The following is a 26,056-nucleotide window of genomic DNA, read 5'->3' on the forward strand; positions in this document are numbered from 1 at the left end:
GAAGCGGCGAGCATGCCACGCCCCGGCGCGACGCCGGAAGCCGTCGGCCGGGGTAGCGTCGGCCGAACTGCCCGCCGGACGCGCCGGTCGTGTAGAATCCCGCGCCTGTTCCCGATCGTCCCGATCTTCCGCCGCGGCGGACCCCGGCGGCCGGACGGGCACGGGCCGGCTCCGCGATGACGTCGAGAGCCAGCCGTCGACGGCGACGACAACGCGCCCCGACCGAAGTCGAAAACCTCATGACCGAAGCGGGCTCGGCGCATCGCCGGGCCCGTTCCGGCGAGAACTCATTTCTTAAGGTTCAGGAACCACAGCATGGCCAGGCAGAAAGAGCTCAAGCTCTACCGCAACATCGGGATCATCGCCCACATCGACGCGGGCAAGACGACCACGACCGAGCGCATCCTGTATTACACGGGCAAGAAGCACCAGATCGTGGACGTGCACGATACCAAGGACGGCAAGGGCTCGACCACGACCGACTACATGGAGCAGGAGCGCAAGCGCGGCATCACGATCCAGTCGGCTGCCGTCTCCGCGGAGTGGAAGGGTCACCAGATCAACGTCATCGACACGCCCGGGCACGTGGACTTCACGATCGAGGTCAACCGCTCGCTGCGCGTGCTCGACGGCGCGGTCGTCGTGTTCGACGGCGTGGCCGGCGTGGAGCCGCAGACCGAGACCAACTGGCGCCTGGCCGACCAGTACAACGTGCCGCGCATGTGCTACATCAACAAAATGGACCGCATCGGCGCGAACTTCAAGAACGCCGTCGACGGCATCCGCAACCGCCTCGGCGCCAATGCGGTGATCTGCGAAGTCCCGCTCGGCAGCCACGACGACTTCATCGGCATCGCCGACCTGATCGCCAACGTCGGCTACGTCTGGCTCGGCGACGACAAGGACAGCAAGTGGGAGACGATCCCGCTCGACCAGATCGCCGCCCACCCGAAGGTGCAGAAGTTCACGACGACCGCCGACAAGGAATGGGTCGCCAACCTCGCCGCGCTGCGCGAGGCCAGCATCGAGGCCGCCGTGGAGATGGACGACGAGGCGATGGAAGCCTACCTGTCGACCGGCGAGACGCCGAGCCTCGAGACCCTCAAGACCTGCATCCGCAAGGGCTGCGTCGCCGGCAAGCTGGTGCCGGTGTTCTGCGGCTCCTCGTACCGCAACAAGGGCGTGCAGCACCTGCTCGACGGCGTGATCGACTACATGCCGTACCCGGGCGAGAACGGCGGCATCTCGATGGTCGACGAAGACGGCAACATCGTCGGCGTCCAGGAAGTGACCGACGATGCACCGGCGCGCGCGCTGGCGTTCAAGGTCATCAACGACCAGTTCGGCACGTTGACCTTCACGCGCATCTACTCGGGCGTGATCAAGAAGGGCGACACCCTGCTCAACGTGACGCGCGACAAGAAGGAGCGCATCGGCCGCATCGTCGAGGTGCAGGCCAACGCGACCAAGGAAATCGACGAGGTGCGCGCCGGCGACATCTGCGCGTTCGTCTCGCTGAAGGAGACCGAGACCGGCGACACGCTGACCGATCCGGGCTCGCCGGTACTGCTCGAGCGCATGCGCTTCCCGGATCCGGTGATCAGCGTCTCGGTCGAGCCGAAGTCGCGCAACGACGTCGACAAGATGTCGACCGCGCTCTACAAGATGGTCAAGGCCGACCCGTCGCTGAAGCTCGAGGTCGACAAGGAAACCGGACAGACCGTGCTCAAGGGCATGGGCGAGCTGCACCTGGAAATCACGATCGACCGCATGCGCACCGAGCTCGGCGTCGAGGCGAACATGGGCAAGCCCAAGGTCAGCTTCCGCGAGGCGTTCGGCGGCCGCGTCGAGCACACCTACACGCACAAGAAGCAGTCCGGCGGTTCGGGCCAGTTCGCCGAGGTCAAGATGATCTTCGAGCCGGGCGAGCCGGGTTCGGGCGTGGTGTTCGCGGACGAGATCGTCGGCGGCCGCGTGCCGCGCGAGTACATCCCGGCCGTCGAGCACGCGATCGAGGTCGAGTCGCGCGAAGGCCAGATCGCCGGCTACGAGGTCGTCGACTTCAAGGCCCGCCTGGTCGACGGCAAGTTCCACGACGTCGACTCCTCGGCGCTGGCGTTCGAGATCGCCGGCCGCGCCTGCTTCCGCGAAGCGCAGAAGATGTCGCGTCCGAAGCTGCTCGAGCCGGTCATGAGCCTGGAAGTGGTGACCGAGGCCGACTACCTCGGCGACGTCATCGGCGACATCAACCGTCGCCGCGGCTCGATCGCCGAGCAGGGCCAGCGCGGCCCGCAGGCCTTCGTGAAGGGCTTCGTGCCGCTCGCGGAGATGTTCGGCTACATCAACTTCCTGCGCTCGGCCACCAGCGGCCGCGGCACGTTCTCGATGACGTTCGACCACTACGAGGAAGTGCCCTCGCACCTGGTCGACAAGCTCATGGAGAAGGAAGCCAAGTAAGCCCCTGGCGGCATGCCGTCCGGCCTGCCGTCGATACCGGAGCGGCGCCGATCGTTGGTACGATCGGCGCCGTTCTCGTTTTCGGCATCGGCATCCGCATGAGACGCGCCTGGAGAAGATCGACCGCCCTGCCCGGCCCCCGGGCATCGCGGCCATGACGCTGCGCACCGTCACCGCGACGCGCTACGTCACCCCGCTGCGCGAAGGCGGCTCGCTGCCGGCGATCGTCGAGGCCGACGATCAGGGCTTGTACGTACTGAAGTTCCGCGGTGCCGGCCAGGGCCCGAAGGCGCTGATCGCCGAGCTGCTCGCCGGCGAGATCGCGCGGGCCTGCGGCCTGCCGGTGCCCGAGCTGGTCCTGGTCGAGCTCGATCCGGAACTCGCGCGGACCGAACCCGATCCGGAGATCCAGGATCTGATCCGCGCCAGCAGCGGCCTCAATCTCGCGCTCGACTACCTGCCCGGCGCGGCCACGTTCGACCCGGCCGCGTGGCAGCCCGATGCCGACCTGGCCTCGCGCGTGGTCTGGTTCGACGCGTACGTGACCAACGTCGACCGCACCGCGCGCAACACCAATCTGCTGGTCTGGCATCGCCGGCTATGGCTGATCGATCACGGCGCGGCGCTGTACTTCCACCATGCCTGGGACGATCCGCAGGCGCGCGCGCGCCTGCCGTTCACGGCGATCCGCGACCACGTGCTGCTGCCGTTCGCGTCCGCGCTGGCCGCAGTCGACGCGTCGATGAGCGCGCCGATCACGCCCGAGTTCATCGCCGGCCTGGCCGCGCAGATTCCCGAGTCGTGGCTCTGCGGCGACACGCCGTTCGCGAGCGCCGCCGCGCACCGGCAGGCCTACGTCGACTATCTGCTGGCGCGGCTGCAGCCGCCGCATGCGTTCGTGGAGGAAGCGATTCGTGCGCGATCGGCACTTGTATGACTACGTCGTCGTGCGGGTCGTGCCGCGGCCCGAGCGCGAGGAGTTCGTCAACGTCGGCGTGATCGTCTCGTGCCCGGCGCTGAAGTTCCTCGAGGCGCGGATCGAGCTCGACGAGGCGCGCGTGCGCGCGCTCGATCCGGACGCGGATCTGGACGTGCTGCGGGCGCACCTCGACGGCATCGCGCGGGTCTGCGCCGGCACCGCCGATGCCGGGCCGATCGGCCGTCTCGGCCAGCGCGAACGCTTCCACTGGCTGGTCGCGCCGCGCAGCGCGATGATCCAGACCTCGGCGGTGCACACCGGCTACTGCGCCCTGCCCGCGCAGGCGCTCGATCACCTGGTCCGCACGATGGTGCGTCGCTGAGACGGCGTCAGCCGAGGCGGCGCAGATGGTTGTCCCATTCGAGTGCGGCCGTGGTCTCGCGCAATGCGCGTAGCGGCCGGCTCGGGCCGGCCTCGGTGATCGCGCCGTGCCCGTCGCTGACGAGGAAGCGGCCCGCTCCGGCGCCGGCCACGCCGCAGCCGTCGGCGATCGCATTGGTGCCCAGACAGCGGCCGCTGGCCGCGTCCCAGTAGGCGACCCGGCCACCGATCGGACTGGAGGTCGCGATCACCGAACCGGCCGCATCGGCCGCGACCGAGCCGATGTAGTTGCGCAGTCCGCCCAGGACCGGATCGGGCACCGCGAACAGCCGCGGCGCCTCGCCGCGGCGGTGCCGCCCGACCAGCGGCGGCCGATCGAGCGCCGCACCCAGGTACTGGCAGCCGAACCAGACCGCGCCGGCGGCGTCGAGCGCCAGATGCCGAATCGACAGCCGGTGCAGGGCCGGATCGAGCGCGACCGACTCGATCACGCGACCGTCTCGAGCGTCGAGATAGGCCAGCGACGGCGCCATCGAGTCGAGGTTGAGCTCGCGCTTGCCGTAATCGGGATGGGTCAGGATGCCGCCGTTGGCGACGCACAGCGTGCGCCGGTCCGGCAGCAGCACGACCTCGTGCGCGCCGATGCCGGCACAGTCGAACTCGCCGATCCTGCGCCAGCGGCCGCCCGGACTGGCGTCGTAGACGCCGAGCACCGCGCGCCCGGCCTCGTAGTCGTTCTCGGTCGCGTACAGCACCGCGCCGTCGGCCGAGAACGCACCGTGCCCGAAGTAGTGGCGGCCCTCGGGCAGCGGCAGGCGCACGCCGGCACCGTCGCGATCGAAGGCGAGCGCGAAGTAGCCGGGCTGGCGGCCGAACGCGACGAGGCGTCCGCGCCGTGCGTCGATCGCGAAGCTGTGTCCGCGCTCCGGCAGCGCGTACGCGGCGAGATCGCGGCCGGCCGCATCGATGATCGCGACCTCATGGCGGCCGTCGCGGCGGCGTGCCGCGACGAACCGCTCCGGCGCCGTGGCCGGCGCCGCCGCGAGCAGCGGCGAGGCGGCCGCGGCGGCCGCCCATCCGAGGAACGCGCGCCGGTCAATCGCCATCGAAGGCGTTGAAGCCGATCGAGACGCCGAGCGCCGGCGCCAGATACGCATCGTTGATGTCCTGCAGGTTCTTCAGCTGCAGCACGCTGAGCTCGATCGGACCACGCAGCGCCGAGTCGGCGATGGCATGGTCGAGCGGAGACGATAGCGAACGCCACTGCGCGGCGATCCGCGAGGCCTCGTCGGCGAACGCGGCCGGCACCCAGCGCTGCTCCGGCGCGAGCGCCGGCGTCAGGCGGCCGGCCGCGACGAAATCGCGCAGACCCTCGATCGTGCCGGCGAGCAGGGCCGCGCTGGCGCCGCTGCGCCACAGCGGCAGGCGCTGCCCGCGCGCCGACGCCGCATCGGCCCCGAGCGCCGGCAGCAGCTGGATGTCGCGGACGAAGCGGATGCCGCCCGAGCTCGCCTTGATCGCCTCGGCCGCGACCTCGGCGGACGTGCGATACAGGCGATTGTCCTTGCCCGGCCGGCCGAACTCGCGCGCGAACGCGCTGGTCGCCTGCCAGCCCTGCGCCAGCTCCTCGGCCGTGCGCTGCAGCGCTGCCGCGACGCCGCGGGCGTAGGCGCAGCGCGCGCGTCCATCGGCCTCGCCGCGGGCGATCGTCGCGCCGGCTTCGCCGTCGAACAAGGCGTATTCGAGTGCGCCCAGCCCCTGCACCGCGACGCTGCGCGCACGCAGCGCGTCGATGTCGAGCGGCTGCGCACCGGCCGTCGCGATCGCCGCGGCGGTCTGCTTGACGACCAGGCCGCGCGGGTCCGGAAAGAAGAACAGCCGCTCGAACCGGTTCGCCTCGACCAGCGGGCCGAAGCGCAGGAACGCGACCCGTCCCCAGGCACCGGCAAGCGCATGGATCTGCGTGCGCAGATCGTCCCGCAGGGACGCGTCGGCCGGCGCGGCGCAGTAGGCGTCGACCGCCCGTCCGGCATTCGAAGCGGCGGCGACCAGGGCGGCGCTGGCCGGCCTGATGTAGCCGGTGATCCAGCGCTCGCCCAGATCGGCCGGCAGCGGCTGCGCACGCGCCGGCGCGATCGCCGCGACGGCCGCCCACAGCAGGACGAAGACGCGCGCGACGTTCATAGCGACTCCACGAAACGGATCAGATCGGCGCGCTGAGCCGGCGTCATCGCGACGACGCGATCGCGCGCCGCCTGTGCCTCGCCGCCGTGCCAGAGTATGGCCTCGAGCACGCTGCGCGCGCGGCCATCGTGCAGAAACGTCGCGCGCGGCTCGACCGTCGTCGCCAGACCGACGCCCCACAGCGGCGGCGTGCGCCAATCGCGCGGACCGGCGTCGCCCTCAGGGCGGCCATCGGCCAGTCCCTCGCCCATGTCGTGCAGCAGGAAATCGCTGTACGGCCAGATCAGCTGGAACCGATGCGCCGGATCGGCCGCATCGCGGCGCGTCACGTATTTGGGCACGTGGCACTGCGCGCAGCGCGCCTCGTAGAACAGGCGTTTGCCGGCCAGCACCCGCGGCACGTCGGCGTCGCGACGTTCCGGTACCGCCAGATGGGTCGAATAGAACGCGACGAAATCGAGCAGCTCGCCGGACACCTCGTGCGGACCGAATGCCGGCTGCGCACCGTGCGGCAGCACACGGCAGGCGGCCTGCCGGGCGGTGCAGTCGCCCCAGTGGTCCGCTGCCGGCGGACTCGACAGGCCCATGTCGCCGGAGAACGCATGCGCGGCCTGATGGCGTACGTCGGGCTGGCCGCCTTTCCAGCCGAAGCGGCCGAGCACGATGCGTCCGTTCTCCGGATCGCGCATCCGGCTCGGCTTGCCGACGATGCCGTCGGGATCGTCGCGGCGTCCGGCCCGGGCGAGGATGTCGCCCTCGTCGATGGCCTCGATCAGCCCCAGCCCGATCATCGGCGGCGCGATCCGCGGCGAGACCATCACGTCTTCGCGCATCGGCCCGTAGCCCAGATCGGTGATGCGATAGGCCGGCCGGCGCAGCGTGACGGTCTCGCCGCCGGCCAGCGCGATCGGCACCGCCTCCCAGTCGATGCGCAGCTGGCCTTCGGCGGCCAGACCCGGCACCGCGAAGTTCTGCAGCTGCGTGCCGTAGGTCGGCTCCGCGATCACCGCAACGCGCCGCTCGGCGAGCAAGCGGCGTTCCTCGCTGCTGCGCGGCGGTACCGACAGGCGCAGGAACAGCGAGACCGCCGGCTCGCCGTCGGCCGGCACGACGCCGCGGCCGTCCTTGAGGTGGCAGCCCTGGCACGCGCGCGCGTTGAACAGCGGCCCCAGACCGTCCGAGGCCTGTGTCGACGCCGGTGCCGACACCCAGTCCTTGCGGAACAGGCCGTTGCCGATCGCGAAGCGCTGGCGGGCCGCGAAGTCCAGATTCGCCGACGGAAACGAGAACACGTCACGCGTCAGCGGCTTGCCGCGCACGGTCGCGGCACCGGCCGGCAGCGTCTCGAACGGTTCGACCGCGGCGAAGTCGGCGGCCGGCCGAACGATCGCCTCGACGCGCGCGCGATCGGCGGCATCCAGATCCGGACGGCGCGGCCCGCTCGCGGCGGCCGCGACGATCGCCGCCCACCCCGGAACCGCCCAGCATAGGTAGCGCCAGCGCCGTGACCGCATGGCCTACTCGAACACGGCCGCCGGCTGGTCGAGACTGTCGGAGCCTTCGATCTCGATCCGGCCGATGCCGAGCGCGGCGACGACGCGCTCGATCGACCGCGTCTGCTCGATCAGGCGGTCGATCGCGGCCTGCACCACGGCATGGCCGTCGCGATTGCCCTCGCCGATCATCTGGTCGTAACGCTCGCCGCGTTCGGCGCGCCGCTTCAGCACGGTCATCGCCTCGACGGTGGCATCGAGCCGGCTGCGCATCTCGCGGTCCAGCGCCGGATCCCCGGCCTTGACCAGATCGGACAGCGACGGCCCCTCGACGGCCGCGCCGCCGGGACGCCGGTAGCGGCCGAGGTAGACGTTGCGGATGCCGATCTGGTTGTAGAAGTGCGAGTTGTGCGTATTGTCGGAGAAGCAGTCGTGCTCCTCCTCCGGATCGTGCAGGATCAGGCCGAGCTTCATGCGCTCGCCGGCGAGTTCGCCGTAGGACAGGCTGCCCATGCCGGTCAGCATCGAGGCGAGCCCCGCCTGCTGCGCATGCGCCCGCGCCGCGCCGCCGGGTTTCCAGTCGACGACCGCCTCTTCGAGATCGGCGATCAGCAGCGCCACGGCCGCCCTCAGATAATCGACGCGGCGCTGGCAGTGGCCGCCGGTACAGCGCTCGAGGTCGAAATCGGTGGCCGGCCGCTGGCCGGCTCCCGGGCCGGTGCCGTTGAGGTCCTGCCCCCACAGCAGGAACTCGATCGCGTGGTAGCCGGTCGCGACATTGGCCTCGATGCCGCCGATCTCGTGCAGGGTCTCCGACAGCAGCTTCGGCGTGATCGTCGTCGCGTCGATCTCGCGGCCGCCGATGCGCGGGCGCGTCTGCGCGATAAGGTTGGCCGCGTACCAGGCGTTGGCGTCCGACTCGCTGCCGTAGGACGCGTCGACATAGTCGATCAATCCCTCGTCGAGCGGCCAGGCATTGACGCGCCCCTCCCAGGCGTCGACGACCGGGTTGCCGAAGCGCAGCACCTCGGTCTGCATGTACGGCACGCGGGCGTCGATCCAGGCCTGGCGCGCGGCGGCCAGCGTGCGCGGCGTCGGCCCGGCGGCCAGGGCATCGATCGAGCGGCCGAGCGCACGCGCGCCGGCCAGCGCGTCCTCGTAGCCGGCCAGCGCGATCGCGGCGTATTGCGTGACGACGGCCTCGGCCGTCGGAGCGTTCGATCCGGTCTTCGGCGGCGCCGGCTCGGCGGCGGACAGCGTGCCGGCGACGATAGCCAGGCACAGCCACGGGAAGCGACTCATCGTTCGCATCGTGCTCATCTCCAGGAATGCGGGCGACTGCGCGCAGCGGCGGCACGCGCGAACATCGGATCGACGAGTGTAAACGATAGGCATTCTCACAGACATGGCCCGGCGACGCCGCAGACCGATGCGCGGCGCGCGCCCCGGGGCGCAGCGGCCCGCTATCATGGCGGTTTACCGACCGACCCCGACGCCCATGCCGACAGCGGTGCAGATCGAACGACGCGGATCCACGGCCCATCTGATCCTGGACCGGCCCGGCGTGCACAACGCCTTCGACGCGGCGCTGATCGCCGAACTGACCGAGGCGCTGGACCAGGTCGATGCCGACCGCGCGGTGCGCGCCGTCGTCGTCACCGGCAGCGGCAGCACGTTCTCCGCCGGCGCGGACCTCAACTGGATGCGCGGCATGGCCGCGGCCGGCGAAGCGGACAACCGCGAGGACTCGCTGCGCCTGGCGCGCCTGATGCGCACGCTGAACTTCCTGTCGAAACCGACGATCGCGCGCGTCAACGGCTCGGCCTACGGCGGCGGCGTCGGCCTGGTCGCGTGCTGCGACGTCGCGGTCGGCGTCGATTCGGCGAAGTTCTCGCTGTCCGAGGCCAAGCTCGGCCTGGTGCCGGCGGTGATCTCGCCGTACGTCTGCGCGGCGATCGGCGTGCGCCAGGCGCGGCGCTATTTCGTCGGAGCCGAGGTCTTCGACGCCGCCGAGGCGCGCCGCATCGGTCTGCTGCACGACTGCGTACCGGCCGACGCGCTCGACGAGGCGGTCGAACGCCTGCTGCACATGTTCGGCAAATGCGGACCGGTCGCGCAGAACGAGGCCAAGCGCCTGGCCCTGCGCGCCGCCGGCATCACGCGCGAAGGCGCCGAGGCGCTCGACCGCGACAACGCCGCCCTGATCGCGCGCCTGCGCGTCTCGGCCGAAGGCCAGGAGGGCCTGACCGCCTTCCTCGACAAACGTGCGCCGGCCTGGGCCGGACGGGAGTGAACGATGCTCGACCACGTCGGATGTTCGGTTTCGGATTTCGCGCGCAGCCTCGCGTTCTACCAGCGCGCACTGGCGCCGCTCGGCATCGGCCTGGTCATGCAGGTCGGCGCGGCCGAAACCGGTGCCGGCAACCATGCCGGCTTCGGCCATGCCGGCAAGCCGACCTTCTGGATCGGCGACGGCGACGCCAGGATCGGCCACGTCCACGTCGCGTTCGCGTCGAGCGACCGCGCCGGCGTCGATGCGTTCCATCGCGCCGCACTGGCCGCCGGCGGCACCGACAACGGCGCGCCGGGCCTGCGTCCGCACTACCATCCGGATTACTACGGCGCGTTCGTACTGGACCCGGACGGCCACAACGTCGAAGTGGTCTGCCATGCGCCGGCCGCCTGAGCGGTCGCGATGACGCGCCACCCCGCCGATGCCCCTGCCGCTCTCGTGACCGGTCCCGACGGCCACCTCGTCGAGGCCGTCCGCCACGCGGCCGAATGAAGGATGCAGCGCCCATGTTCGACACGCTTCTGATAGCCAACCGCGGCGAGATCGCCTGCCGGATCATCCGCACCTGCCGGCACCTGGGGATCCGCACGATCGCGGTCTATTCCGATGCCGACGTCGGCGCGCAGCACGTGCGCCAGGCCGATGCGGCCTATCCGATCGGCGGACCGCGGCCGGCCGACTCCTACCTGCGCGGCGATGCGATCATCGAGGTCGCGCGGCGCGCCGGTGCGCAGGCGATCCACCCCGGCTACGGCTTCCTGTCCGAGAACGCCGACTTCGCCGACGCGGTCGAGGCCGCCGGCATCCGCTTCGTCGGTCCGCCGGGCGCGTCGATGCGCAAGATGGGCTCCAAGGCCGGCGCCAAGGAGCTGATGAGCGCGCACGGCGTGCCGGTGGTGCCCGGCTACACCGGCGAACGGCAGGATCCGGCGCATCTTGCGCGCGAGGCCGAGCGCATCGGCTTCCCGCTGATGATCAAGGCCGCCTACGGCGGCGGCGGCAAGGGCATGCGCATCGTGCGCGACGCCGGCGAGTTCGCGGCCAATCTCGCCTCGTGCCAACGCGAGGCGGCCAATGCGTTCGGCCGCGACCGCGTCCTGCTCGAGCGCTACGTCGAGCGGCCGCGCCACATCGAGTTCCAGATCTTCGGCGACCGTCACGGCCGGATCGTGCATCTCAACGAGCGCGAATGCTCGGCGCAGCGCCGCTACCAGAAGGTGCTCGAGGAAACGCCCTCGCCGTTCGTCTCGCCCGCCCTGCGCGCACGCATGGGCGAGGCCGCGGTCGCGGCGGGGCGCGCGCTCGACTACGTCAACGCCGGCACCGTGGAATTCATCGTCGGCCAGGACGGCGACTTCTACTTCATGGAGATCAACACGCGCCTGCAGGTCGAGCATCCGGTCACCGAGCTGGTCACCGGGCTGGACCTGGTCGAGCTGCAGCTGCGCGTCGCCGCCGGCGAGCCCCTGCCGGCCGCCCTGAGCGGCGAACAGCCGATCGTGCCGCATGGCCACGCGATCGAGCTGCGGCTCTACGCCGAGGATCCCGAGCAGGGCTTCCTGCCGGGCTCCGGCACGCTCGAACGGCTGCGGCTGCCGGCGCCGTCGGCCCATGTGCGTATCGATTCGGGCGTCGTCCAGGGCGATACCGTGACGATCTTCTACGACCCGATGATCGCCAAGCTGATCGTCTGGGACGTGGACCGGGCAGCCGCGCTGCAGCGCATGCGCGAGGCGCTCGCCGAGGTCGACATCGCCGGGCCCAAGTCGAACGTGGCCTTCCTCGAGCGCCTGGTCCGCCATCCGGCCGTGATCGACGGCAGCATCGACACCGGCTACCTCGACCGCCACCTCGAGGCGTTCGTCGACGGCTCGGCGGCGGCGGACGAGCCGACCCTGCTCGCGGCCGCTGTCGCGCGCCTGCTCGAGGAGGAACAGGCCGCCGCCGGCCTCGGCGCCGCGCAGGATCCGCATTCGCCGTGGCGCCGGGCCGACGGCTGGCGCCTCGGCCATCCGGGCAAGCGCATCGTCGCGCTGCTGCACGGCGGCCGCCGCCACGAGCTGGCCGCGCACGGCGCGAACGGCTGCTACCGCATCGAGGCCGGCGACACGACCGTGGAGGTAGCCGGGGCCCTGCTTGCCGACGGCGTCCTCAGCGCGCGCTATGACGGCGTCGCGCGGCGCCACCGCATCCTCGACGCCGCGCAGCGGCTGTCGGTGCACGACGGCGAGCGCCGCGTCTCGTTCGAGCCGGCACCGGCGTTCGCCTATACGGTCGACGCCGGCGCCGGCGCCGACCGCGTGCTCGCGCCGATGCCGGGCCGGATCGTCGCGGTGAAGGCCGCCGCCGGTGCCGAGGTCGCCGAGGGCGACGAACTGCTGGTGATGGAGGCGATGAAGATGGAGCTGACCTTGCGCGCGCCGTGTGACGGCACGATATCGGCCGTGCAGGCGTCGGCCGGCGACTTCGTCGAGGCCGACGCGATCCTGGTCCGGTTCGAGTGAGGCGCGCGATGAGCAGTTCCGATCCAATCCGTTCCGACCGGCGCGACGAGGGCGGCGACCACGTCCGCATCGTCGAGGTCGGCCCGCGCGACGGCCTGCAGAACGAGAAGACGATCATCCCGGCAGCGGCCAAGATCGAGCTGATCGACCGGCTGTCGGCGACCGGGCTCGAGTCGATCGAAGCGACCAGCTTCGTCAGTCCGAAATGGATTCCGCAGCTGGCCGACGCGGCCGAGGTATTCGCCGGCATCGCGCGCCGTCCCGGCATCCGCTATCCGGTCCTGGTCCCGAACGAGACCGGCTATGCGCGCGCGCGCGCCGCCGGCGCCGAGGAAGTCGCCGTGTTCACGGCGGCGTCCGAGGCGTTCAACCAGCGCAACATCAATGCGACGATCGAAGAATCGATCCTGCGCTTCGTGCCGGTACTCGAGCGCGCGGCCGCCGACGGCATCGCGGTCCGCGGCTACGTGTCGACCGTGCTCGGCTGCCCGTACCAGGGCGAGGTGCCGGTCGCCGACGTGGTCCGCGTCGCGCGGCGCCTGTACGCGCTCGGCTGCTACGAGATCTCGCTCGGCGACACGATCGGCATCGGCACGCCGGCCAAGGCGCGCGCGATGCTGCGCGCGGTCGCGGCCGAGGTGCCGATCGCGGCGCTCGCGGTGCATTTCCACGACACGCGCGGCCAGGCGCTGGCCAACATCCTGGCCTGCCTCGAGGAAGGCGTGCGCGTCGTCGACAGCGCGGTGTCGGGCACCGGCGGCTGTCCGTATGCGCGCGGCGCCACCGGCAACGTCGCCAGCGAGGACGTGGTCTACATGCTCGAGGGCCTCGGGCTCGGCACCGGCGTCGACCTGGACCGGCTGATCGACACCGGGCTGTGGCTGTCGCGCCAGCTGCAGCGCGAGACCTCGAGCAAGGTCGCGCGCGCCAGCGGACGCGGCGAGCCGGCCGTATAATCGGCGACCCTTCCGCTGCGCGCCCGCCGATGCCCGCCCATATCGCTCCGGACCGCACGCGCGGCCTGATCATCGCCTGCGGCGACGTCGCCGCCGACGACCGTTCGGCGGCGCTGCTGATGCGCCTGATGTCGTTCGTCGGCGTCCATCCCCGGGTGGCGGTGCTGACCGCGCCGGAGGCGGCGCTCGACGACGACTACTGGCTCGAGCCGGCCCTGCTCGCCGCCGGTGCCGGCGAAGTGCGCGTGCACACGCTGCGCGTGCGCGCCGACGCCGCCCAGCCGACCCTGCTCGACGCGATCGACCACGTCGACCTGATCGTGATCGCACCGCACGCGCCGCTGCGGCTGACCACGCTGATCGGCGGCACGCAGCTGGCGCGCACGCTGCGCCGGCGCAGCGCCGACGGCGTGGCGATCGGCGCGATCGGCGCAGCCGCGGCGATCCTGTCCGAGCACATGCTTGCGCACGGTGCCGAGGGCGCGACGCCGCGCCAGGGTGCCGCCTCGCTGGCGCCGGGCCTCGGCCTGACCAACCGCGTCGTCGTCGATCCGGGCGGCTCGGCCGGCGACCGGCTCGGCCGCCTGCTGACCGCGCTGTCGCTGAATCCGTTCGCGCTCGGCCTCGGCATCGACGCCGGCACGGCCGCGGTGATCGGCCCCGACAACGTGCTCGACGTCGTCGGCAGCGGCGGCATCACCGTGCTCGACCCGGCCGAGATGGACGAATCGAACGCCGCCGCGGTCAGCGACGGCGCGCCGATCCGCATCACCAACCTGCGCCTGCACGCGCTGACCGCCGGCACCCGCTACGACCTGGATTTCCGCCGCGCGGTGACCTGAGCGCCGCGGGCTGCGCGGCGCGGACCGCGCCGCTACAATGCGCGCCCCGCGCCGACCGCGGCACGATACCGGAGACTTCCATGCAGCTCGATCAGGTCAAGGCCGTCATCACCGGCGGCGTATCGGGACTGGGCCTGGCCACGGCGCAGCATCTCCTCGCGCGCGGCGCCAAGGTCGCCCTGTTCGACGTCGACGACGCCAAGGCCGAGAGCGCGCTGGCTGCGCTCGGCCGCGAGCGCGCCGCCTATTTCCGCACTGACGTCACCGACGAGGCGGCCGTGTCGGCCAGCGTCGCCGCCGCGCAGTCGTTCCTCGGCGGCCTCAACGTCGCGGTCAACTGTGCCGGCATCCTCGGTGCCGGCCGCGTGCTCGGCAAGGAAGCGCCGATGCCGCTCGCGCAGTTCCGGACCACGGTGCTGGTCAACCTGGTCGGCTCGTTCAACGTCGCCAAGGCCTGCGCCGACGCGATGCAGCACAACGGCGCCGGCGAGGACGGCGAGCGCGGCGTGATCGTCAATACCGCCTCGGTCGCGGCCTACGACGGCCAGATCGGCCAGGCCGCCTATTCGGCGTCCAAGGGCGGCGTGGTCGGCATGACGCTGCCGATGGCGCGGGAGCTGGCACGCTTCGGCATCCGCGTGGTCACGGTGGCGCCGGGCATCTTCTGGACGCCGATGGTCGACGGCATGCCCGAGGCCGTACAGGCCTCGCTGAGCGCGTCGATTCCGTTCCCGTCGCGCCTGGGCCGGCCCGAGGAGTATGCCGATCTGGTCGCCTACATCGTCGGCAACCGCTATCTCAACGGCGAGACGATCCGGCTCGACGGCGCGGTTCGCCTGGCGCCGAAGTGACATCCGTTTCCCCTCTCCTTTCCGCGAGTTCCCCATGAGAGCCCACGAAATCAAGCGCGGCAACGTCGTCGAGCACGAAGGCCGGGTCTGGCAGGTCCGCGACATCGAGCGCAGCGCGCCGCAGGGGCGCGGCGGCAACGTGACCTATCGCTTCGTCATGTACAGCGTGCCGGGCGCACAGAAGCTCGACATCTCGCTGCGCGCCGACGACGAGCTCAAGGAAACCGAGCTGACGCGGCGCGCGGTCAGCTATTCGTACAAGGACGGCGACGCGTTCGTCTTCATGGACAGCGAGGACTACACCCAGTACACGCTCGATGCGGCGACCGTGGGCGACGCGGCCGGCTACATCGTCGATGGCATCGAAGGCTGCTTCGTGCAGTTGATCGACGACGCGCCGGTCGCGCTGCAGCTGCCGCAGACCGTCGTGCTCGAGGTCGCCGAAACCGCGCCGGAGCTCAAGGGCGCCAGCGCGACCAAGCGCGCCAAGCCGGCCACGCTGTCGACCGGGATCGAGGTGCAGGTGCCCGAATACATCACGACCGGCGAGAAGATCTACGTCAACACGACCACCGGCGAGTTCTCCGGCCGCGCCTGAGGCGGCCGCGATCGCTGCACCGCCCGCGCGGCGCAGCGCTTCAGCCGGTTCGTGCCAGCCAGCGCGCGGCCATGCGGCCGAGCGAGGCATCCGCGTCGCGGTCGGCGGCGAGCATGGCGATCTCGCGCCAGGCCAGCGCCAGCGATTCGGGACCGACCGCGAAATCCTCCGATGCGGTCGCACGCACGATGTAGCGCACGTCGTAGTGCCAATGGCCCGGCTCGTCGCCGCGCGCGGGAATCCAGTGGCGGTCCAGATCGAAGATCGGCGCCTCGACCGTCAGGCCCGACAGGCCCGATTCCTCCTCCGCCTCGCGCAGCGCGACCGCGGCCAGATCGGGATCGCCGTCGGCGTGCCCGCCGAGCTGCAGCCAGCGTCCGAGCTTGCGGTGGTGGGTCAGCAGCACGCGCCGGCCGTCGGCGCTGACCAGCCAGGCCGAGCCGGTGAAATGCCCGGGCCGGCACGATCGCTCGAAGCCGTCGGCATGGGCGCGCGCGAAATCCGCGAACGCGGCGACCAGCGCCGGCTCGCCGCCGGCCTCGGCATGGGCAGCGAGCGCCGCGAGCAGGAGATCGGTCGACACGGGCGATGAGGTCATCCGGAACGGGCCGCCATGATCGCATGCGGGCGGACCGGTACGCGTGCGGACGCGGCGCGCGCGTCCCGCGCCGCGATCCTCGCCCGCCGCCGTGCGGCCGCGCCGATCGTCCGCCGGGTCTCGCACGGCGAAACGCACGCGGACGCGCTGCACCCGGCCTTGTGCTCGGCAGTGCGCTTTGGCAAGGTTGCAGCGCCGCTGCCGGCCGCGGACCGTTTCGCTCGCCTCGTCGCCGGCCCATCTCGCGTTCTCGAAGGGGAGAGCTTCATGTCCAAAGGCTTATTCATCACCAAGCCGATCCAGGCATCGCCGCACGTCGATGCCGGCGAGCCGGTCGAGGGCAGCTTGCAGGGCGAGGTGACCCTCAAGCGCACCCTGACCGCGCGCCAGCTGACGATGCTCGGCATCGGCGCGGTGATCGGCGCCGGCATCTTCGTGCTGACCGGTCATGCCGCCGCCGAGCACTCGGGCCCGGCGATCGTGCTGAGCTTCGTGCTGGCCGGCGTCGCCTGCGCGCTGGCCGGCCTGTGCTACGCCGAGTTCGCCTCGATGCTGCCGGTCTCGGGCAGCGCCTACTCCTACGCGTATGCGACGCTCGGCGAATTCGTGGCCTGGTTCATCGGCTGGAACCTCGTGCTCGAATACCTGTTCGCGGCCTCGACCGTCGCGGTCGGCTGGTCGGGCTACTTCAACAGCCTGCTGACCAGCATCGGCATCGGCCTGCCGGCCTCGCTCTCGACCGCGCCGCTCAACGTCGTCGACGGCTCGATCGTCTACACCGGCGGCCTGTTCAACCTGCCGGCGGTCGCGATCGTCGCGGCGATCAGCTGGCTGTGCTACGTCGGCATCACGCAGTCGGCCTTCGTCAACTCGATCATCGTCGCGATCAAGGTCGCGGTAATCCTGTTGTTCGTCGCCTTCAGCGTGCAGTACGTCAACCCCGACAACTGGGTGCCGTTCATTCCGGAGAACCAGGGCCCCGGCAAATACGGCTTCGACGGCATCGTCCGCGGCGCGGCGGTGGTGTTCTTCGCGTACATCGGCTTCGACGCGGTCTCCACGGCCGCCGGCGAAGCGAAGAATCCGCAGCGCGACATGCCGATCGGCATCCTCGGCTCGCTGTTCATCTGCACGATCATCTACATCATCGTCTCGGCCGTGCTGACCGGCATGCTGCCGTACGCGCAGCTGGGCACGCCCAAGCCGGTCGCGACCGCGCTGGAGGCCTACCCGTCGCTGCTGTGGCTCAAGCACGTCGTCGAGATCGGCGCGATCGCGGGCCTGAGCTCGGTGATCCTGGTCATGCTGATGGGCCAGCCGCGCATCTTCTATTCGATGGCGCAGGACGGCCTGCTGCCGGCGATCTTCAAGCGCGTGCATCCCAAGCACCAGACGCCGTACGTCGGCACGATCATCGTCGGCTTCTTCGCCTGCCTGCTGGCCGGCTTCTTCCCGATCGGCCTGCTCGGCGAACTGGTCTCGATGGGCACCCTGCTCGCGTTCGCGACGGTGTCGGCCGGCGTGCTGGTGCTGCGCCGGACGCAGCCCGCACTGCCGCGTCCGTTCCGCGTGCCGGCCGCGATCGTGGTCTGCCCGCTCGGCGTGGTCGCCTGCCTGTACCTGTTCTGGCAGCCGTTCCGCGAGCACTGGCCGCTGATGGTCGGCTGGACCATCATCGGCTTCCTGATCTACTTCGGCTACGGCTACCGCCGCAGCAAGCTGCGCAACGGCGCCTGACGATTCCGAAGAAGCCGGCCCCAGGGCCGGCTTCTTCGATCGGCCATCACCTGCCAGCGCAAGGGGACCGCTGAACGATGACTTCCAGCAGCCGCAAGATCGGCCCGGTGCTGGCGACCTTCGTCGTCGCCAACAACATGATCGGCTCGGGCTTCTTCCTGTTGCCGGCCTCGCTGGCCCAGATCGGCGGCGTGACCGCGCTGAGCTGGCTGCTCGGCACGGTCCTGGCGATCGTGCTCGGCAGCGCCTTCGCACGGCTGGCTCGCGACTATCCGAACCTGGAATGCCCGGCCGACTACGTGCAGCCGGCGCTCGGCCGCGACATGGGCTTTCTCGCGACGACGCTGTACTGGCTGTCCTCGTGGATCGGCAACAACGCGATCGCGGTCGCGGCGTTCGGCTATCTGGTCACGCTGCTGCCGCTGGCCGGCAACGCACCGGCGGTCCAGGTCGGCGGCCAGATCGCGCTGATCTGGCTGATGTACGCGGTCAACCTGCTCGGCCCCAAGCAGGTCGCGCGCTTCCAGTCGCTGTGCGTCGTGGTCGGCCTCACGCCGGTGGCGGTGATCCTGCTCGGCGGCTGGACGCAGTTCGATCCGGCGCTGTACGAGGCCGGCTGGAACGTCTCGGGCCGCTCCGACGCCGCGGTCGTATTCAGCTCGCTGGCGCCGATCTTCTGGGCGTTCGTCGGACTGGAGACCGGTGCGATGGTCGCCGGCGTCGTGCGCGATCCGCAGCGCAACGTGCCGCTGGCGACGATCACCGGCATCCTGATCGCCGGCGTGGTCTATCTGACCTCCTCGGTCCTGGTCATGGGCATCGTGCCGGCTGCCGAGCTGGCCGCCTCGAGCGCCCCGTTCGCGGTCGTCGCCGGACGGATCTTCGGGCCCTGGGCGATTCCGATCATCGCGGCCGCCGCGGCGCTCAAGGCGACCGGCACGCTCGGCGGCTGGATGCTGGTGACCGGCGAATCGGGCGCGCGCGCCGCACAGCGCGGCTATCTGCCGGCGCTGTTCGGCCGCCTGCGCACGAACGGCGCGGCCGCATGGGGCCTGACCGTGATCGCCGCGGCGATGACCGCGATCGCCTGCCTGACGCTGGCGCCGACGGTCGGCGGCCAGTTCCAGACGATCATCGAGATGGCCGTGCTGCTGGTCACGATGGCCTACGTCGCCGCCGGCCTCAGCCTGCTGGTCGGCACGCCGGCGCGGCGCCCGTCCACCGGCGACCGCCTGCTCGGCCTCGGCGCGCTGATCGCCTGCGCCTTGCTGCTGGCGTCCTCACCGGGCCGCATGCTGATCGGCGCCCTCGTGCTGACGGCGCTGGCCTGGACGATCTACCGGTTCGCGCGACGTACGCGCTGAGCGCCGCTAAGGAGACGAGCAGCGACGGGCCACGAGCAGACGCGACCAGCGTGAGCTGATCGCATGTCCGTGTGCGGCGCGAAACGCAAGGATGCCGAGCAGATTCTCGGCTCCGGTTCGTGGCGATCGCAGCGCTGGCGCGGGTGCGGCAGCGCCGATCCCCTCACCTCGCGCGCGGCGCGAAGCCGATCGTGAACCGGCGGCCGCGTCGCCACGGTCGATGAAGCCCGATCGATCGGGCCGGAGCCCACCGCCGTCCAACCCACGCCCGCCCGGTCCCGCCGCTCACGCTGCCGCGGCAGCTGGCATCCGGTCACCGTGAGGCCTCGGCGTTCGATGCAGGTGGTGCGCGCCCGTACCTCAGATCACGGCGCGTCCGCTTCGCCCGGCGGGCTCGACGCGTCGCTGCCGGCGGCATCGCGCAGCAGCGGCGACAGCGTCTTCTTCACCGGCGCGCCCATGTCGGCCAGGCTCTGCACCTGCAGGATCACCGAGCCCTTGCCGCCCTCGGTCAGCCGGCGCAGCGCCGAGCGCTGCGCACGCTGCGCCTTGTCGAGCTGAGCCGAAGCATCCTCGAGCTCGCCGACCAGGGTCGCGAAATTGTCGTGCAACTGTGCGGCGCGCCGCGCCATCTCGGTGGCGTTGTCGTTGCGTTGCTGGATCCGCCACAGATGGCGCACCGTCCGCAGCGTCGCCAGCAGCGTGCTCGGGCTGACCAGCGAGATGTTCTTCGCGAGCGCATAGGCGTAGAGCGCCTCGTCGGCGCGCACCGCCTCGATGAACGCAGCCTCGACCGGCACGAACAGCAGCACGAAATCGAGCGTGCGCAGGCGTGCGATCGCGCTGTAGTCCTTGCCGGCCAGGCCGTCGACGTGACGGCGCAGCGAGGCGACGTGCTCGCGCAGCGCGGCGGCACGCTCGAGCTCGTCGACCGCGCCGACGAAACGCTCCCAGGCGAGCAGCGAGACCTTGGAGTCGATCACGATGTCCTTGTCGTCGGGCAGCCGCACGATCACGTCGGGGCGCTGCCGATTGCCCTGCTCGGACGTGAAGCTGGTCTGCGTCTCGTACTCGCGGCCGGCCTGCAGGCCGGCGGTCTCGAGCAGGCGCTCGAGCACCAGTTCGCCCCAGGCGCCCTGGGCGCGGTTGTCGCCGCGCAGCGCGCGCGTCAGATTGATCGCGTCCTGGCTGATGCGCTGGTTCAGGTCCTTCAGCGTGCGGATTTCCTGGGTCAGCATGCCGCGCTCGCGCTGCTCGCTGGCGTGGGTCTGCGTGACCGCCTCGCGGAACTCGCGCAGCTGCAGCTTCAGCGGATCGAGCAGGCCGCCGAGGTGTTCGGCGCTCTGCTCGCGGAAGCGCTCGGCCTTGGCGTCGAGAATCTGCTGGGCGAGGTTCTGGAACGCCTCGCGCAGGCGATGCTCGGCCTGGTCGAGCAGCACGATCTTCTCCTCGGCGTGGCGGGCCTGCTCGACCGCGGCCGTGCGCGTCTGCGCGAGCTCGACCGTGACCCCCGCCAGACGCGCCTGCACCGCGTCCAGGTCGCGGCGCAGCTCGGCCGAGCGGTGACTGTGCTGCTCGGCCTGGGCGCGCTGCGCGGCGGCGTCGGCGGCCGTCTCGCGAAAGCGCCGCTCGACCGTCTCGCTCTCGCGCAGCGCCAGCGTCAGCCGCTGCTCGAGCTCGCCGGCGCGCGACTCGAGCGCGGCACGCTGTCCGGCCAGCGCGACGACCTCGCTGTCGCGGCTGCGCGCGCCGGCGTCGTACGCATCGCGGCGCCAGCGTCGCGCCAGCGCTGTCGTCACTGCGCAGCCGATCGCCAGCCCGGCGATCGCCGCCAGCGCGAGATAGGCCGCCATCGTGCCGTCCACCGTCATCACGCCACCGTCCATCACCCGTCCGCTCCGGTATTCATCCGGGTGCCATCTTCGCAGGAACCGGTCTCAGCGGACGATACGCCGCATCGACGTGCCGCCGTCCCGGCGGCGGCGCGCCGGTCGCGAGCGCGCGCGCCCGGCCGCACCGATGCCGTCGCAACGCGCCGGACATGGCGCTCCGGTATAGTGCGCGCTCCGATTTGGCCATCCGTACGCAGACCGCCGTGACCGACCTTCCCTACGACGCCGCGATCCTGGACCGCCGTGCGCGCGAGATCGCCGCTGCCGGCCGCGATCTCGCCGCGCTCGGCTGGACGCCGGCGACCAGCAGCAATTTCTCGATGCGGCTGGACGCGCGCCATGCGGCCGTCACCGTGTCCGGCCGCGACAAGGGCCGGCTCGACGTCGGCGACGTCATGGTCGTCGACCTCGACGGCCGGCCGGTCGCCACCGCGCATCGCCCGTCGGCGGAAACGGCGCTGCACACGCAGATCTACCGGCGCTTTCCTGCAGCCGGCGCGGTGCTGCACACGCATTCGCGCGCGCAGAGCGTCGCCTCGCGCCTGTACGCGCGCGAAGGCCTGGTGCGGTTCGAAGGCTGGGAACTGCAGAAGGCGATCGCCGGCTACACGACGCACGAGAGCGTGCTGGACCTGCCGGTATTTCCGAACACGCAGGCGATGGACGAGCTGGTCGCGCGCGTCGACGCCTGGCTCGACGCCGGCAGGCCGCTGCACGGCTATCTGATCGACGGCCACGGCATCTACACCTGGGGCGTTGACATGGCCGAGACGCGCCGCCATCTGGAGGCATTCGAGTTTCTGCTCGCCTGCGAACTTGATCTGAGGAGACTGTCCCGATGAGCCAGCTGCGCATCTTCGACGAGCGTGACGGCGCCGCGCCGGTCCTCACGCTGACCGATCACGCGCAGATCGCGCGCGAGCTCGGCACCGTCGGCGTCCGCTTCGAGCGCTGGGAGGCCTCGCGCCCGATCGCGCCGGGCGCGAGCCAGGACGAGGTCATCGCCGCCTACAGCGCCGACATCGAGCGCCTCAAGAACGAGAACGGCTACCAGTCGGTCGACGTGATCAGCCTGACGCCGGACCATCCCGACCGCGCCGCGCTGCGCCGGAAGTTCCTGAGCGAGCACACGCACAGCGAGGACGAGGTCCGCTTCTTCGTCGCCGGCGCCGGCCAGTTCACGCTGCATCTGAACGGCAAGGTCTACGACGTGCTCTGCGAGGCCGGCGATCTGATCGGCGTGCCCGACGGCACGCGACACTGGTTCGACATGAGCGAATCGCCGTACTTCGTCGCGATCCGCCTGTTCACGAACAAGGAAGGCTGGATCGCCGCCTTCACCGGCGATGACATCGCCGAGCGTTTTCCGCGAATGACGCCGCAGCGCACGTCGGCGAGTTGACGCCCGGGGCGACTTCGCTGTCGGCGCGGCCATGCCGGCAGATTCGAAGCCCGTCTGAGAATCCGCGCACTTCGAACCGGCGGCCCGCCACCCGGCGGACCGCCGTGTTTCAGGCGTCGAAGCCGCTCGCGAACAGCGTGTCGTCGCCGATCAACAGCTGCTGCTGCACCCCGAAACCGCCGCTGCCGGCGGTCACCGGCATCATCTTGATCACGCGCCAGCCCGCTGCCGCGAGCTGCGCCACGCTCCTGGAGCCGGCCTGCGGACAGACGAATACGGTCGCCGAGGTCGGCGGCGCGGCGTTCGGCGCCGTCGCCTCGCTGTAGCAGATGTCGACGCGCGCGGCCGAGACACCGGCCGCGGCGAGCGCCGCGACGAGCGCGGCCGCGATCGAAGCCTTGCGCGTCGTCACGGCTTCTGCACGATCAGCTGCACGGTGATGTCCGGAAACGTCGGATCGGCACCGGGTGTCGTCACCGGCGACATCTGCACGATCTGCCAGCCGAGCCCGGCGAGCTCCGGCACGGTACGGCTGCCGGCCTGCGGGCAATGGAATACCGTGGTGTTGTCGGGCGGCGGCGGTGACGGCAGCGACGGCGTCGCGGCGCTGTAGCAGATGTCGGCCTGGCCGGCGAGAACGAGCGACGGAGCAGCCAACGCGGCCAAGGCGGCCGCGAACGGAATCTTGTTCATCAGGGTTATCCGGTTGCGTGGGGGGGGGCGCGACCTTAAGCCGGCGCGCCTGCTCTGACAACCCGCGAGTGCCGCTCGTGGTGAACGGCGTCACGTCCGCGCATGCCGCCGTTCGCCCGCTCCTGCTACGCTTCGGACAGACCTTGCAGACAGGATCGGACATGCCCGAAATCCGCGCGATACTCACCGACATCGAAGGCACCACCAGCTCGATCGACTTCGTCAAGGACGTGCTGTTCCCGTACGCGCGCAAGCGCCTGCCGGCCTTCGTCAGCACCCATGCCGACCGGCCCGACGTGCAGCACTGGCTGCACGAGGCGGCCAGGGAGGCCGAGCTGGTGTCGGCCACCCAGCAGGAGATGATCGATCTGCTGCAGCACTGGATCGACCTGGACCGCAAGTCCACCGCGCTCAAGGCGCTGCAGGGCCTGATCTGGGAAGAGGGCTACACGGCCGGCGAGTTCAAGGCACACATCTATCCGGAAGTCCCGGCACGGCTGCGCCAGTGGCGTGCCGACGGCCTGCGGCTCTACGTCTACTCGTCGGGCTCGGTGCCGGCTCAGCAGCTGTTCTTCGGGCACAGCGAGGCCGGCGATCTGGCGCCGCTGTTCGCCGGCTTCTTCGACACCGAGACCGGTCCCAAGCGCGTGCCCGATTCCTACCTGCGCATCGCCGAGGCGATCGGCGAAGCGCCCGGCCACATCCTGTTCCTGTCCGACGTCGTCGAGGAGCTCGATGCCGCGCGCACGGCCGGTCTGCGCACGACACTGATCGCGCGCGCGCCGGCGGTCTGCCCGGCCGACGTCGCCCATCCCTGCGCGAGCGATTTCGACGCCGTCACGAGCGGATGAGCGCACTGCTCGCGAGCCTCGCTGCCGGCGGCCGGATTCTGCTGCTGGCCCCGCCGTACGGCTCGCGGGCACGGATCGCGGCGCCGGCCGACGAGGGACCGGCTGTGTTCTTCGCGCTGTGCCTGGCCGATCTGCTGCTCGGCGGCCTGCTCGCGAGCGCCGTGTGGCCGCCGCCGTGGCGCGTCTCGGCCGACGGCATCCTCAGCTGGCTCGCACAGGTTGCGCTGCTGCTGGCGGCGAGCTGGGCGCTGGTGCGGCTGGCACGGCGCGAGCGCCTGCTCTGGCCGGTCGCCGCCTGGCTCGCCGCCGCTTTGCTGCTGATGCAGATGGCCATCTGCGCGGCTACGTGGTTCCTGTTCTTCGAGATGGACCCAGCCCGTGCGGCGCACCTCGTCGAGATCTTCGACACGGCGATCGTGGCGTGGTGGTTCCTGCTCGCCTGGCGCCTGTCGCACCATCTCGGCGCGCGCTGGCCGCGCGCGCTGCCGGCGGCGATCGGTACCTGCCTGCTGATCGGCGTGTCCTGGCATTGGCTGCCGCAGCATTCGCCGCTGAGCAGTGCCGTCACCATCGACATGGCCGGAACGAGCGGTGCCGGCGAAGCCATCGTCGGCTTCGATGCGATCAGCCCCGAGCAGGTGCTCTACGCGCAGCCGCAGCACATGGAAGAGGCGCTGGCACGCCTCGCGCCGCAGCGTCCCGGCATCGTCGACCTGTACGTCGTCGCATTCGCCGGCGACGGCACCGAATCGGTGTTCCGCAACGAGGTCGAGCACGTCGAGCGGCTGTTCTCGCAGCGCTTCGGCGCAGTTGGCCGCGTGCTGACGCTGATCAACCATCCGGCCACGCTCGAAACCGCGCCGCTGGCGACGCTGACCAATCTGACCTGGGCGATCGACGGCGTCGCCGCCGCGATGGATCCCGAAGAGGACATCCTGCTCGTGTTCGTGACCAGCCACGGCAGCGAAGCCCACGACCTGCTGGTCGATCTGCCACCGCTGCCGCTCGATGCGATCGGGCCCGAACAACTGGCCGATGCGCTCGAGGCGAGTCCGCGTCCGCGCTGGCGCGTCGTGGTCGTCTCGGCCTGCTATTCGGGCGGCTTCCTCGACGCGCTGCGCGATGAGGGCACACTGGTGATCACCGCGGCGCGTGCCGATCGCACCTCGTTCGGCTGCGGCACCGATGCCGACATCACCTATTTCGGTCGGGCCCTGTTCGACGAGGCGCTGAACCGGACGGCGTCGCTGACAGACGCCTTCGAAATGGCCCGCGAGACCGTCGCCGAGCGCGAACGCGCCGAAGGCATCGACCCGCCGTCCGAGCCGCAGATCGCGACGGCGCCGGCGATCGAGGCGCAGCTCGCACGCTGGCAGCAGCGGCTCGAACCGGGCCCGGCCGTGCCGTTCGCGATCGGCGCCCGGAGCGCCGATGCGGCTGCGCGCCCAACGTCGGCCGCCGCGCCCGGCGACCGGTGGCCTCCTCGCGACTGAACGCGCCCGCTCCGTGCGCGCGCCGGCCTCGCGTCAGCGCGGCGGTTCGCTCCAGCCGGAGACGCGGCCGTCGCGATCGAACTCGACGCTGCCGCCGTCGGCATCCGGATAGAACCAGATCTCGGACATCACGCCGATGCGCTTCTTGCCGGGCTTGCCGAGCGCGGCCGAGACCTGGCTCCAGGTCATGCCCTTGCGCAGCGTCTGCCAGTCGGCTGCGGTCGGCTGCGGTGCCGCCACCGGCTCGGCGGCGGCCGGTGCAGCAGCGGCCGCCGGTGCCGCACGCGTCGTCGGCGCGCGTGCCGGTGCGGCCGGCGCCGGCGCCGCAGCCGGCTGGGGCGCGTCGAGCCGTCGCTCCAGCTCGATCACGCGCTGTTCGAGTGCCTTGAGTCGCTGCTCGACGGTCGGCTCGCTGTCGGCCAGCGCCACCCCGCTGGCGGCCCAGATCGCCATACCCACCAGTACCCCACGATAGTGCATGTCCCCGTCTCCGGTGCCGCTGGTCGGCGGCAGCCTAGCAGGTTGCCGGCAGCGGTTCTTGCTGCAGT

At 71.2% G+C, this 26,056-nt stretch carries 25 protein-coding genes; 16 read left to right on the forward strand and 9 right to left on the reverse strand.

What is annotated here, in order from left to right:
* Window positions 1-315: 315 nt before the first annotated feature.
* The 3 genes from fusA (at window position 316) to VMR06_RS07240 (ending at window position 3,758) form a co-directional block, all read left to right on the forward strand.
* Entirely contained in the window at window positions 316-2,457 is a 2,142-nt protein-coding gene (gene fusA, locus VMR06_RS07230; RefSeq protein ID WP_325374601.1) for an elongation factor G, read from the forward strand.
* Window positions 2,458-2,617: 160 nt separating this feature from the next.
* Window positions 2,618-3,394, forward strand: a complete 777-nt coding sequence (locus VMR06_RS07235) for a HipA family kinase (protein WP_325374667.1) — start codon at window positions 2,618-2,620, stop codon at window positions 3,392-3,394.
* Window positions 3,372-3,758, forward strand: a complete 387-nt coding sequence (locus tag VMR06_RS07240; protein WP_325374603.1) for a DUF3037 domain-containing protein — start codon at window positions 3,372-3,374, stop codon at window positions 3,756-3,758. Before VMR06_RS07235 ends, VMR06_RS07240 begins: the two co-directional genes overlap by 23 nt.
* Before the next feature lie 7 nt (window positions 3,759-3,765).
* Here the strand turns inward: VMR06_RS07240 and VMR06_RS07245 are convergent, their stop codons facing one another.
* From VMR06_RS07245 to VMR06_RS07260, 4 genes are read right to left on the reverse strand one after another with little or no spacing between them, the layout of a single operon-like run.
* Window positions 3,766-4,863 (reverse strand): DUF1513 domain-containing protein, encoded by a 1,098-nt coding sequence (locus VMR06_RS07245; protein WP_325374605.1) that lies wholly within the window; start codon window positions 4,861-4,863, stop codon window positions 3,766-3,768.
* Window positions 4,853-5,941, reverse strand: a complete 1,089-nt coding sequence (locus VMR06_RS07250) for an imelysin family protein (RefSeq protein ID WP_325374607.1) — start codon at window positions 5,939-5,941, stop codon at window positions 4,853-4,855. The genes VMR06_RS07245 and VMR06_RS07250 overlap by 11 nt, the downstream gene beginning before the upstream one ends.
* Entirely contained in the window at window positions 5,938-7,455 is a 1,518-nt protein-coding gene (locus VMR06_RS07255; protein ID WP_325374609.1) for a di-heme oxidoredictase family protein, read from the reverse strand. Before VMR06_RS07255 ends, VMR06_RS07250 begins: the two co-directional genes overlap by 4 nt.
* A 3-nt stretch (window positions 7,456-7,458) precedes the next feature.
* Complete coding sequence (locus VMR06_RS07260) at window positions 7,459-8,736, reverse strand: imelysin family protein (protein ID WP_325374611.1); 1,278 nt, start codon at window positions 8,734-8,736, stop codon at window positions 7,459-7,461.
* A gap of 196 nt (window positions 8,737-8,932) precedes the next feature.
* On the opposite strand from VMR06_RS07260, the gene VMR06_RS07265 reads away from it, so the two are divergent.
* The 7 genes from VMR06_RS07265 (at window position 8,933) to yeiP (ending at window position 15,478) form a co-directional block, all read left to right on the forward strand.
* Window positions 8,933-9,727 (forward strand): enoyl-CoA hydratase-related protein, encoded by a 795-nt coding sequence (locus VMR06_RS07265; RefSeq protein ID WP_325374613.1) that lies wholly within the window; start codon window positions 8,933-8,935, stop codon window positions 9,725-9,727.
* A 3-nt stretch (window positions 9,728-9,730) separates the two neighbouring features.
* Window positions 9,731-10,120, forward strand: a complete 390-nt coding sequence (locus tag VMR06_RS07270; protein ID WP_325374615.1) for a VOC family protein — start codon at window positions 9,731-9,733, stop codon at window positions 10,118-10,120.
* A gap of 113 nt (window positions 10,121-10,233) precedes the next feature.
* Entirely contained in the window at window positions 10,234-12,231 is a 1,998-nt protein-coding gene (locus VMR06_RS07275; RefSeq protein ID WP_325374617.1) for an acetyl/propionyl/methylcrotonyl-CoA carboxylase subunit alpha, read from the forward strand.
* 8 nt (window positions 12,232-12,239) lie between these two features.
* The gene (locus VMR06_RS07280; RefSeq protein ID WP_325374619.1) at window positions 12,240-13,187 is read left to right on the forward strand and encodes a hydroxymethylglutaryl-CoA lyase; all 948 of its coding nucleotides are present in this window, start codon (window positions 12,240-12,242) and stop codon (window positions 13,185-13,187) included.
* Window positions 13,188-13,216: 29 nt separating this feature from the next.
* Window positions 13,217-14,029, forward strand: coding sequence for a cyanophycinase (locus VMR06_RS07285; protein WP_325374621.1), 813 nt, complete (start codon window positions 13,217-13,219; stop codon window positions 14,027-14,029).
* 80 nt (window positions 14,030-14,109) lie between these two features.
* Window positions 14,110-14,880 (forward strand): SDR family NAD(P)-dependent oxidoreductase, encoded by a 771-nt coding sequence (locus VMR06_RS07290; RefSeq protein ID WP_325374623.1) that lies wholly within the window; start codon window positions 14,110-14,112, stop codon window positions 14,878-14,880.
* Between the two features lie 34 nt (window positions 14,881-14,914).
* Window positions 14,915-15,478 (forward strand): elongation factor P-like protein YeiP, encoded by a 564-nt coding sequence (gene yeiP, locus VMR06_RS07295; protein ID WP_325374625.1) that lies wholly within the window; start codon window positions 14,915-14,917, stop codon window positions 15,476-15,478.
* A 40-nt stretch (window positions 15,479-15,518) separates the two neighbouring features.
* Here the strand turns inward: yeiP and VMR06_RS07300 are convergent, their stop codons facing one another.
* A complete protein-coding gene (locus VMR06_RS07300; RefSeq protein WP_414648082.1) occupies window positions 15,519-16,076 on the reverse strand; it encodes an NUDIX hydrolase in 558 nt (185 codons plus the stop codon).
* A gap of 267 nt (window positions 16,077-16,343) precedes the next feature.
* Here VMR06_RS07300 and VMR06_RS07305 point away from each other — a divergent pair, with 267 nt between their 5' ends.
* Both VMR06_RS07305 and VMR06_RS07310 read left to right on the forward strand, forming a co-directional pair.
* Window positions 16,344-17,813, forward strand: coding sequence for an amino acid permease (locus VMR06_RS07305; RefSeq protein ID WP_325374628.1), 1,470 nt, complete (start codon window positions 16,344-16,346; stop codon window positions 17,811-17,813).
* Between the two features lie 77 nt (window positions 17,814-17,890).
* Window positions 17,891-19,177 carry an amino acid permease gene (locus VMR06_RS07310; protein ID WP_325374630.1) on the forward strand — a complete coding sequence of 429 codons (1,287 nt, stop codon included), beginning with the start codon at window positions 17,891-17,893 and terminating at the stop codon, window positions 19,175-19,177.
* Window positions 19,178-19,542: 365 nt separating this feature from the next.
* Here VMR06_RS07310 and VMR06_RS07315 read toward each other — a convergent pair whose 3' ends face one another.
* Window positions 19,543-21,063 (reverse strand): DNA recombination protein RmuC, encoded by a 1,521-nt coding sequence (locus tag VMR06_RS07315; RefSeq protein WP_325374632.1) that lies wholly within the window; start codon window positions 21,061-21,063, stop codon window positions 19,543-19,545.
* Window positions 21,064-21,218: 155 nt separating this feature from the next.
* Between VMR06_RS07315 and VMR06_RS07320 the strand changes: the two genes are divergently transcribed.
* Window positions 21,219-21,911 (forward strand): methylthioribulose 1-phosphate dehydratase, encoded by a 693-nt coding sequence (locus tag VMR06_RS07320; RefSeq protein WP_414648083.1) that lies wholly within the window; start codon window positions 21,219-21,221, stop codon window positions 21,909-21,911.
* Window positions 21,908-22,471, forward strand: coding sequence for an acireductone dioxygenase (locus VMR06_RS07325; protein WP_325374636.1), 564 nt, complete (start codon window positions 21,908-21,910; stop codon window positions 22,469-22,471). The genes VMR06_RS07320 and VMR06_RS07325 overlap by 4 nt, the downstream gene beginning before the upstream one ends.
* A 109-nt stretch (window positions 22,472-22,580) precedes the next feature.
* Here VMR06_RS07325 and VMR06_RS07330 read toward each other — a convergent pair whose 3' ends face one another.
* Together VMR06_RS07330 and VMR06_RS07335 are read right to left on the reverse strand one after the other, a co-directional pair.
* Complete coding sequence (locus tag VMR06_RS07330; RefSeq protein ID WP_325374638.1) at window positions 22,581-22,883, reverse strand: hypothetical protein; 303 nt, start codon at window positions 22,881-22,883, stop codon at window positions 22,581-22,583.
* Window positions 22,880-23,164 carry a hypothetical protein gene (locus VMR06_RS07335; protein WP_325374640.1) on the reverse strand — a complete coding sequence of 95 codons (285 nt, stop codon included), beginning with the start codon at window positions 23,162-23,164 and terminating at the stop codon, window positions 22,880-22,882. Before VMR06_RS07335 ends, VMR06_RS07330 begins: the two co-directional genes overlap by 4 nt.
* Before the next feature lie 161 nt (window positions 23,165-23,325).
* On the opposite strand from VMR06_RS07335, the gene mtnC reads away from it, so the two are divergent.
* The gene (gene mtnC / locus VMR06_RS07340) at window positions 23,326-24,015 is read left to right on the forward strand and encodes an acireductone synthase (protein WP_325374642.1); all 690 of its coding nucleotides are present in this window, start codon (window positions 23,326-23,328) and stop codon (window positions 24,013-24,015) included.
* Window positions 24,012-25,508, forward strand: coding sequence for a C13 family peptidase (locus VMR06_RS07345; RefSeq protein ID WP_325374644.1), 1,497 nt, complete (start codon window positions 24,012-24,014; stop codon window positions 25,506-25,508). The genes mtnC and VMR06_RS07345 overlap by 4 nt, the downstream gene beginning before the upstream one ends.
* A gap of 33 nt (window positions 25,509-25,541) precedes the next feature.
* Here VMR06_RS07345 and VMR06_RS07350 read toward each other — a convergent pair whose 3' ends face one another.
* The gene (locus VMR06_RS07350) at window positions 25,542-25,988 is read right to left on the reverse strand and encodes a hypothetical protein (RefSeq protein WP_325374646.1); all 447 of its coding nucleotides are present in this window, start codon (window positions 25,986-25,988) and stop codon (window positions 25,542-25,544) included.
* Between the last annotated feature and the right edge of the window lie 68 nt (window positions 25,989-26,056).

It is taken from the genome of Dokdonella sp., from assembly GCF_035511235.1.
Classification (GTDB): domain Bacteria; phylum Pseudomonadota; class Gammaproteobacteria; order Xanthomonadales; family Rhodanobacteraceae; genus Dokdonella.

Excerpts from the sequence above, each read along its gene's own strand:
- fusA (WP_325374601.1), top strand. The coding sequence starts at position 316 with ATGGCCAGGCAGAAAGAGCTCAAGCTCTACCGCAACATCGGGATCATC.
- VMR06_RS07245 (WP_325374605.1), bottom strand. The coding sequence starts at position 4,863 with ATGGCGATTGACCGGCGCGCGTTCCTCGGATGGGCGGCCGCCGCGGCC.
- VMR06_RS07250 (WP_325374607.1), bottom strand. The coding sequence starts at position 5,941 with ATGAACGTCGCGCGCGTCTTCGTCCTGCTGTGGGCGGCCGTCGCGGCG.
- VMR06_RS07255 (WP_325374609.1), bottom strand. The coding sequence starts at position 7,455 with ATGCGGTCACGGCGCTGGCGCTACCTATGCTGGGCGGTTCCGGGGTGG.
- VMR06_RS07260 (WP_325374611.1), bottom strand. The coding sequence starts at position 8,736 with ATGAGTCGCTTCCCGTGGCTGTGCCTGGCTATCGTCGCCGGCACGCTG.
- VMR06_RS07265 (WP_325374613.1), top strand. The coding sequence starts at position 8,933 with ATGCCGACAGCGGTGCAGATCGAACGACGCGGATCCACGGCCCATCTG.
- VMR06_RS07270 (WP_325374615.1), top strand. The coding sequence starts at position 9,731 with ATGCTCGACCACGTCGGATGTTCGGTTTCGGATTTCGCGCGCAGCCTC.
- VMR06_RS07275 (WP_325374617.1), top strand. The coding sequence starts at position 10,234 with ATGTTCGACACGCTTCTGATAGCCAACCGCGGCGAGATCGCCTGCCGG.
- VMR06_RS07280 (WP_325374619.1), top strand. The coding sequence starts at position 12,240 with ATGAGCAGTTCCGATCCAATCCGTTCCGACCGGCGCGACGAGGGCGGC.
- VMR06_RS07285 (WP_325374621.1), top strand. The coding sequence starts at position 13,217 with ATGCCCGCCCATATCGCTCCGGACCGCACGCGCGGCCTGATCATCGCC.
- VMR06_RS07290 (WP_325374623.1), top strand. The coding sequence starts at position 14,110 with ATGCAGCTCGATCAGGTCAAGGCCGTCATCACCGGCGGCGTATCGGGA.
- yeiP (WP_325374625.1), top strand. The coding sequence starts at position 14,915 with ATGAGAGCCCACGAAATCAAGCGCGGCAACGTCGTCGAGCACGAAGGC.
- VMR06_RS07300 (WP_414648082.1), bottom strand. The coding sequence starts at position 16,076 with ATGACCTCATCGCCCGTGTCGACCGATCTCCTGCTCGCGGCGCTCGCT.
- VMR06_RS07305 (WP_325374628.1), top strand. The coding sequence starts at position 16,344 with ATGTCCAAAGGCTTATTCATCACCAAGCCGATCCAGGCATCGCCGCAC.
- VMR06_RS07310 (WP_325374630.1), top strand. The coding sequence starts at position 17,891 with ATGACTTCCAGCAGCCGCAAGATCGGCCCGGTGCTGGCGACCTTCGTC.
- VMR06_RS07315 (WP_325374632.1), bottom strand. The coding sequence starts at position 21,063 with ATGGACGGTGGCGTGATGACGGTGGACGGCACGATGGCGGCCTATCTC.
- VMR06_RS07320 (WP_414648083.1), top strand. The coding sequence starts at position 21,219 with ATGGCGCTCCGGTATAGTGCGCGCTCCGATTTGGCCATCCGTACGCAG.
- VMR06_RS07325 (WP_325374636.1), top strand. The coding sequence starts at position 21,908 with ATGAGCCAGCTGCGCATCTTCGACGAGCGTGACGGCGCCGCGCCGGTC.
- VMR06_RS07335 (WP_325374640.1), bottom strand. The coding sequence starts at position 23,164 with ATGAACAAGATTCCGTTCGCGGCCGCCTTGGCCGCGTTGGCTGCTCCG.
- mtnC (WP_325374642.1), top strand. The coding sequence starts at position 23,326 with ATGCCCGAAATCCGCGCGATACTCACCGACATCGAAGGCACCACCAGC.
- VMR06_RS07345 (WP_325374644.1), top strand. The coding sequence starts at position 24,012 with ATGAGCGCACTGCTCGCGAGCCTCGCTGCCGGCGGCCGGATTCTGCTG.
- VMR06_RS07350 (WP_325374646.1), bottom strand. The coding sequence starts at position 25,988 with ATGCACTATCGTGGGGTACTGGTGGGTATGGCGATCTGGGCCGCCAGC.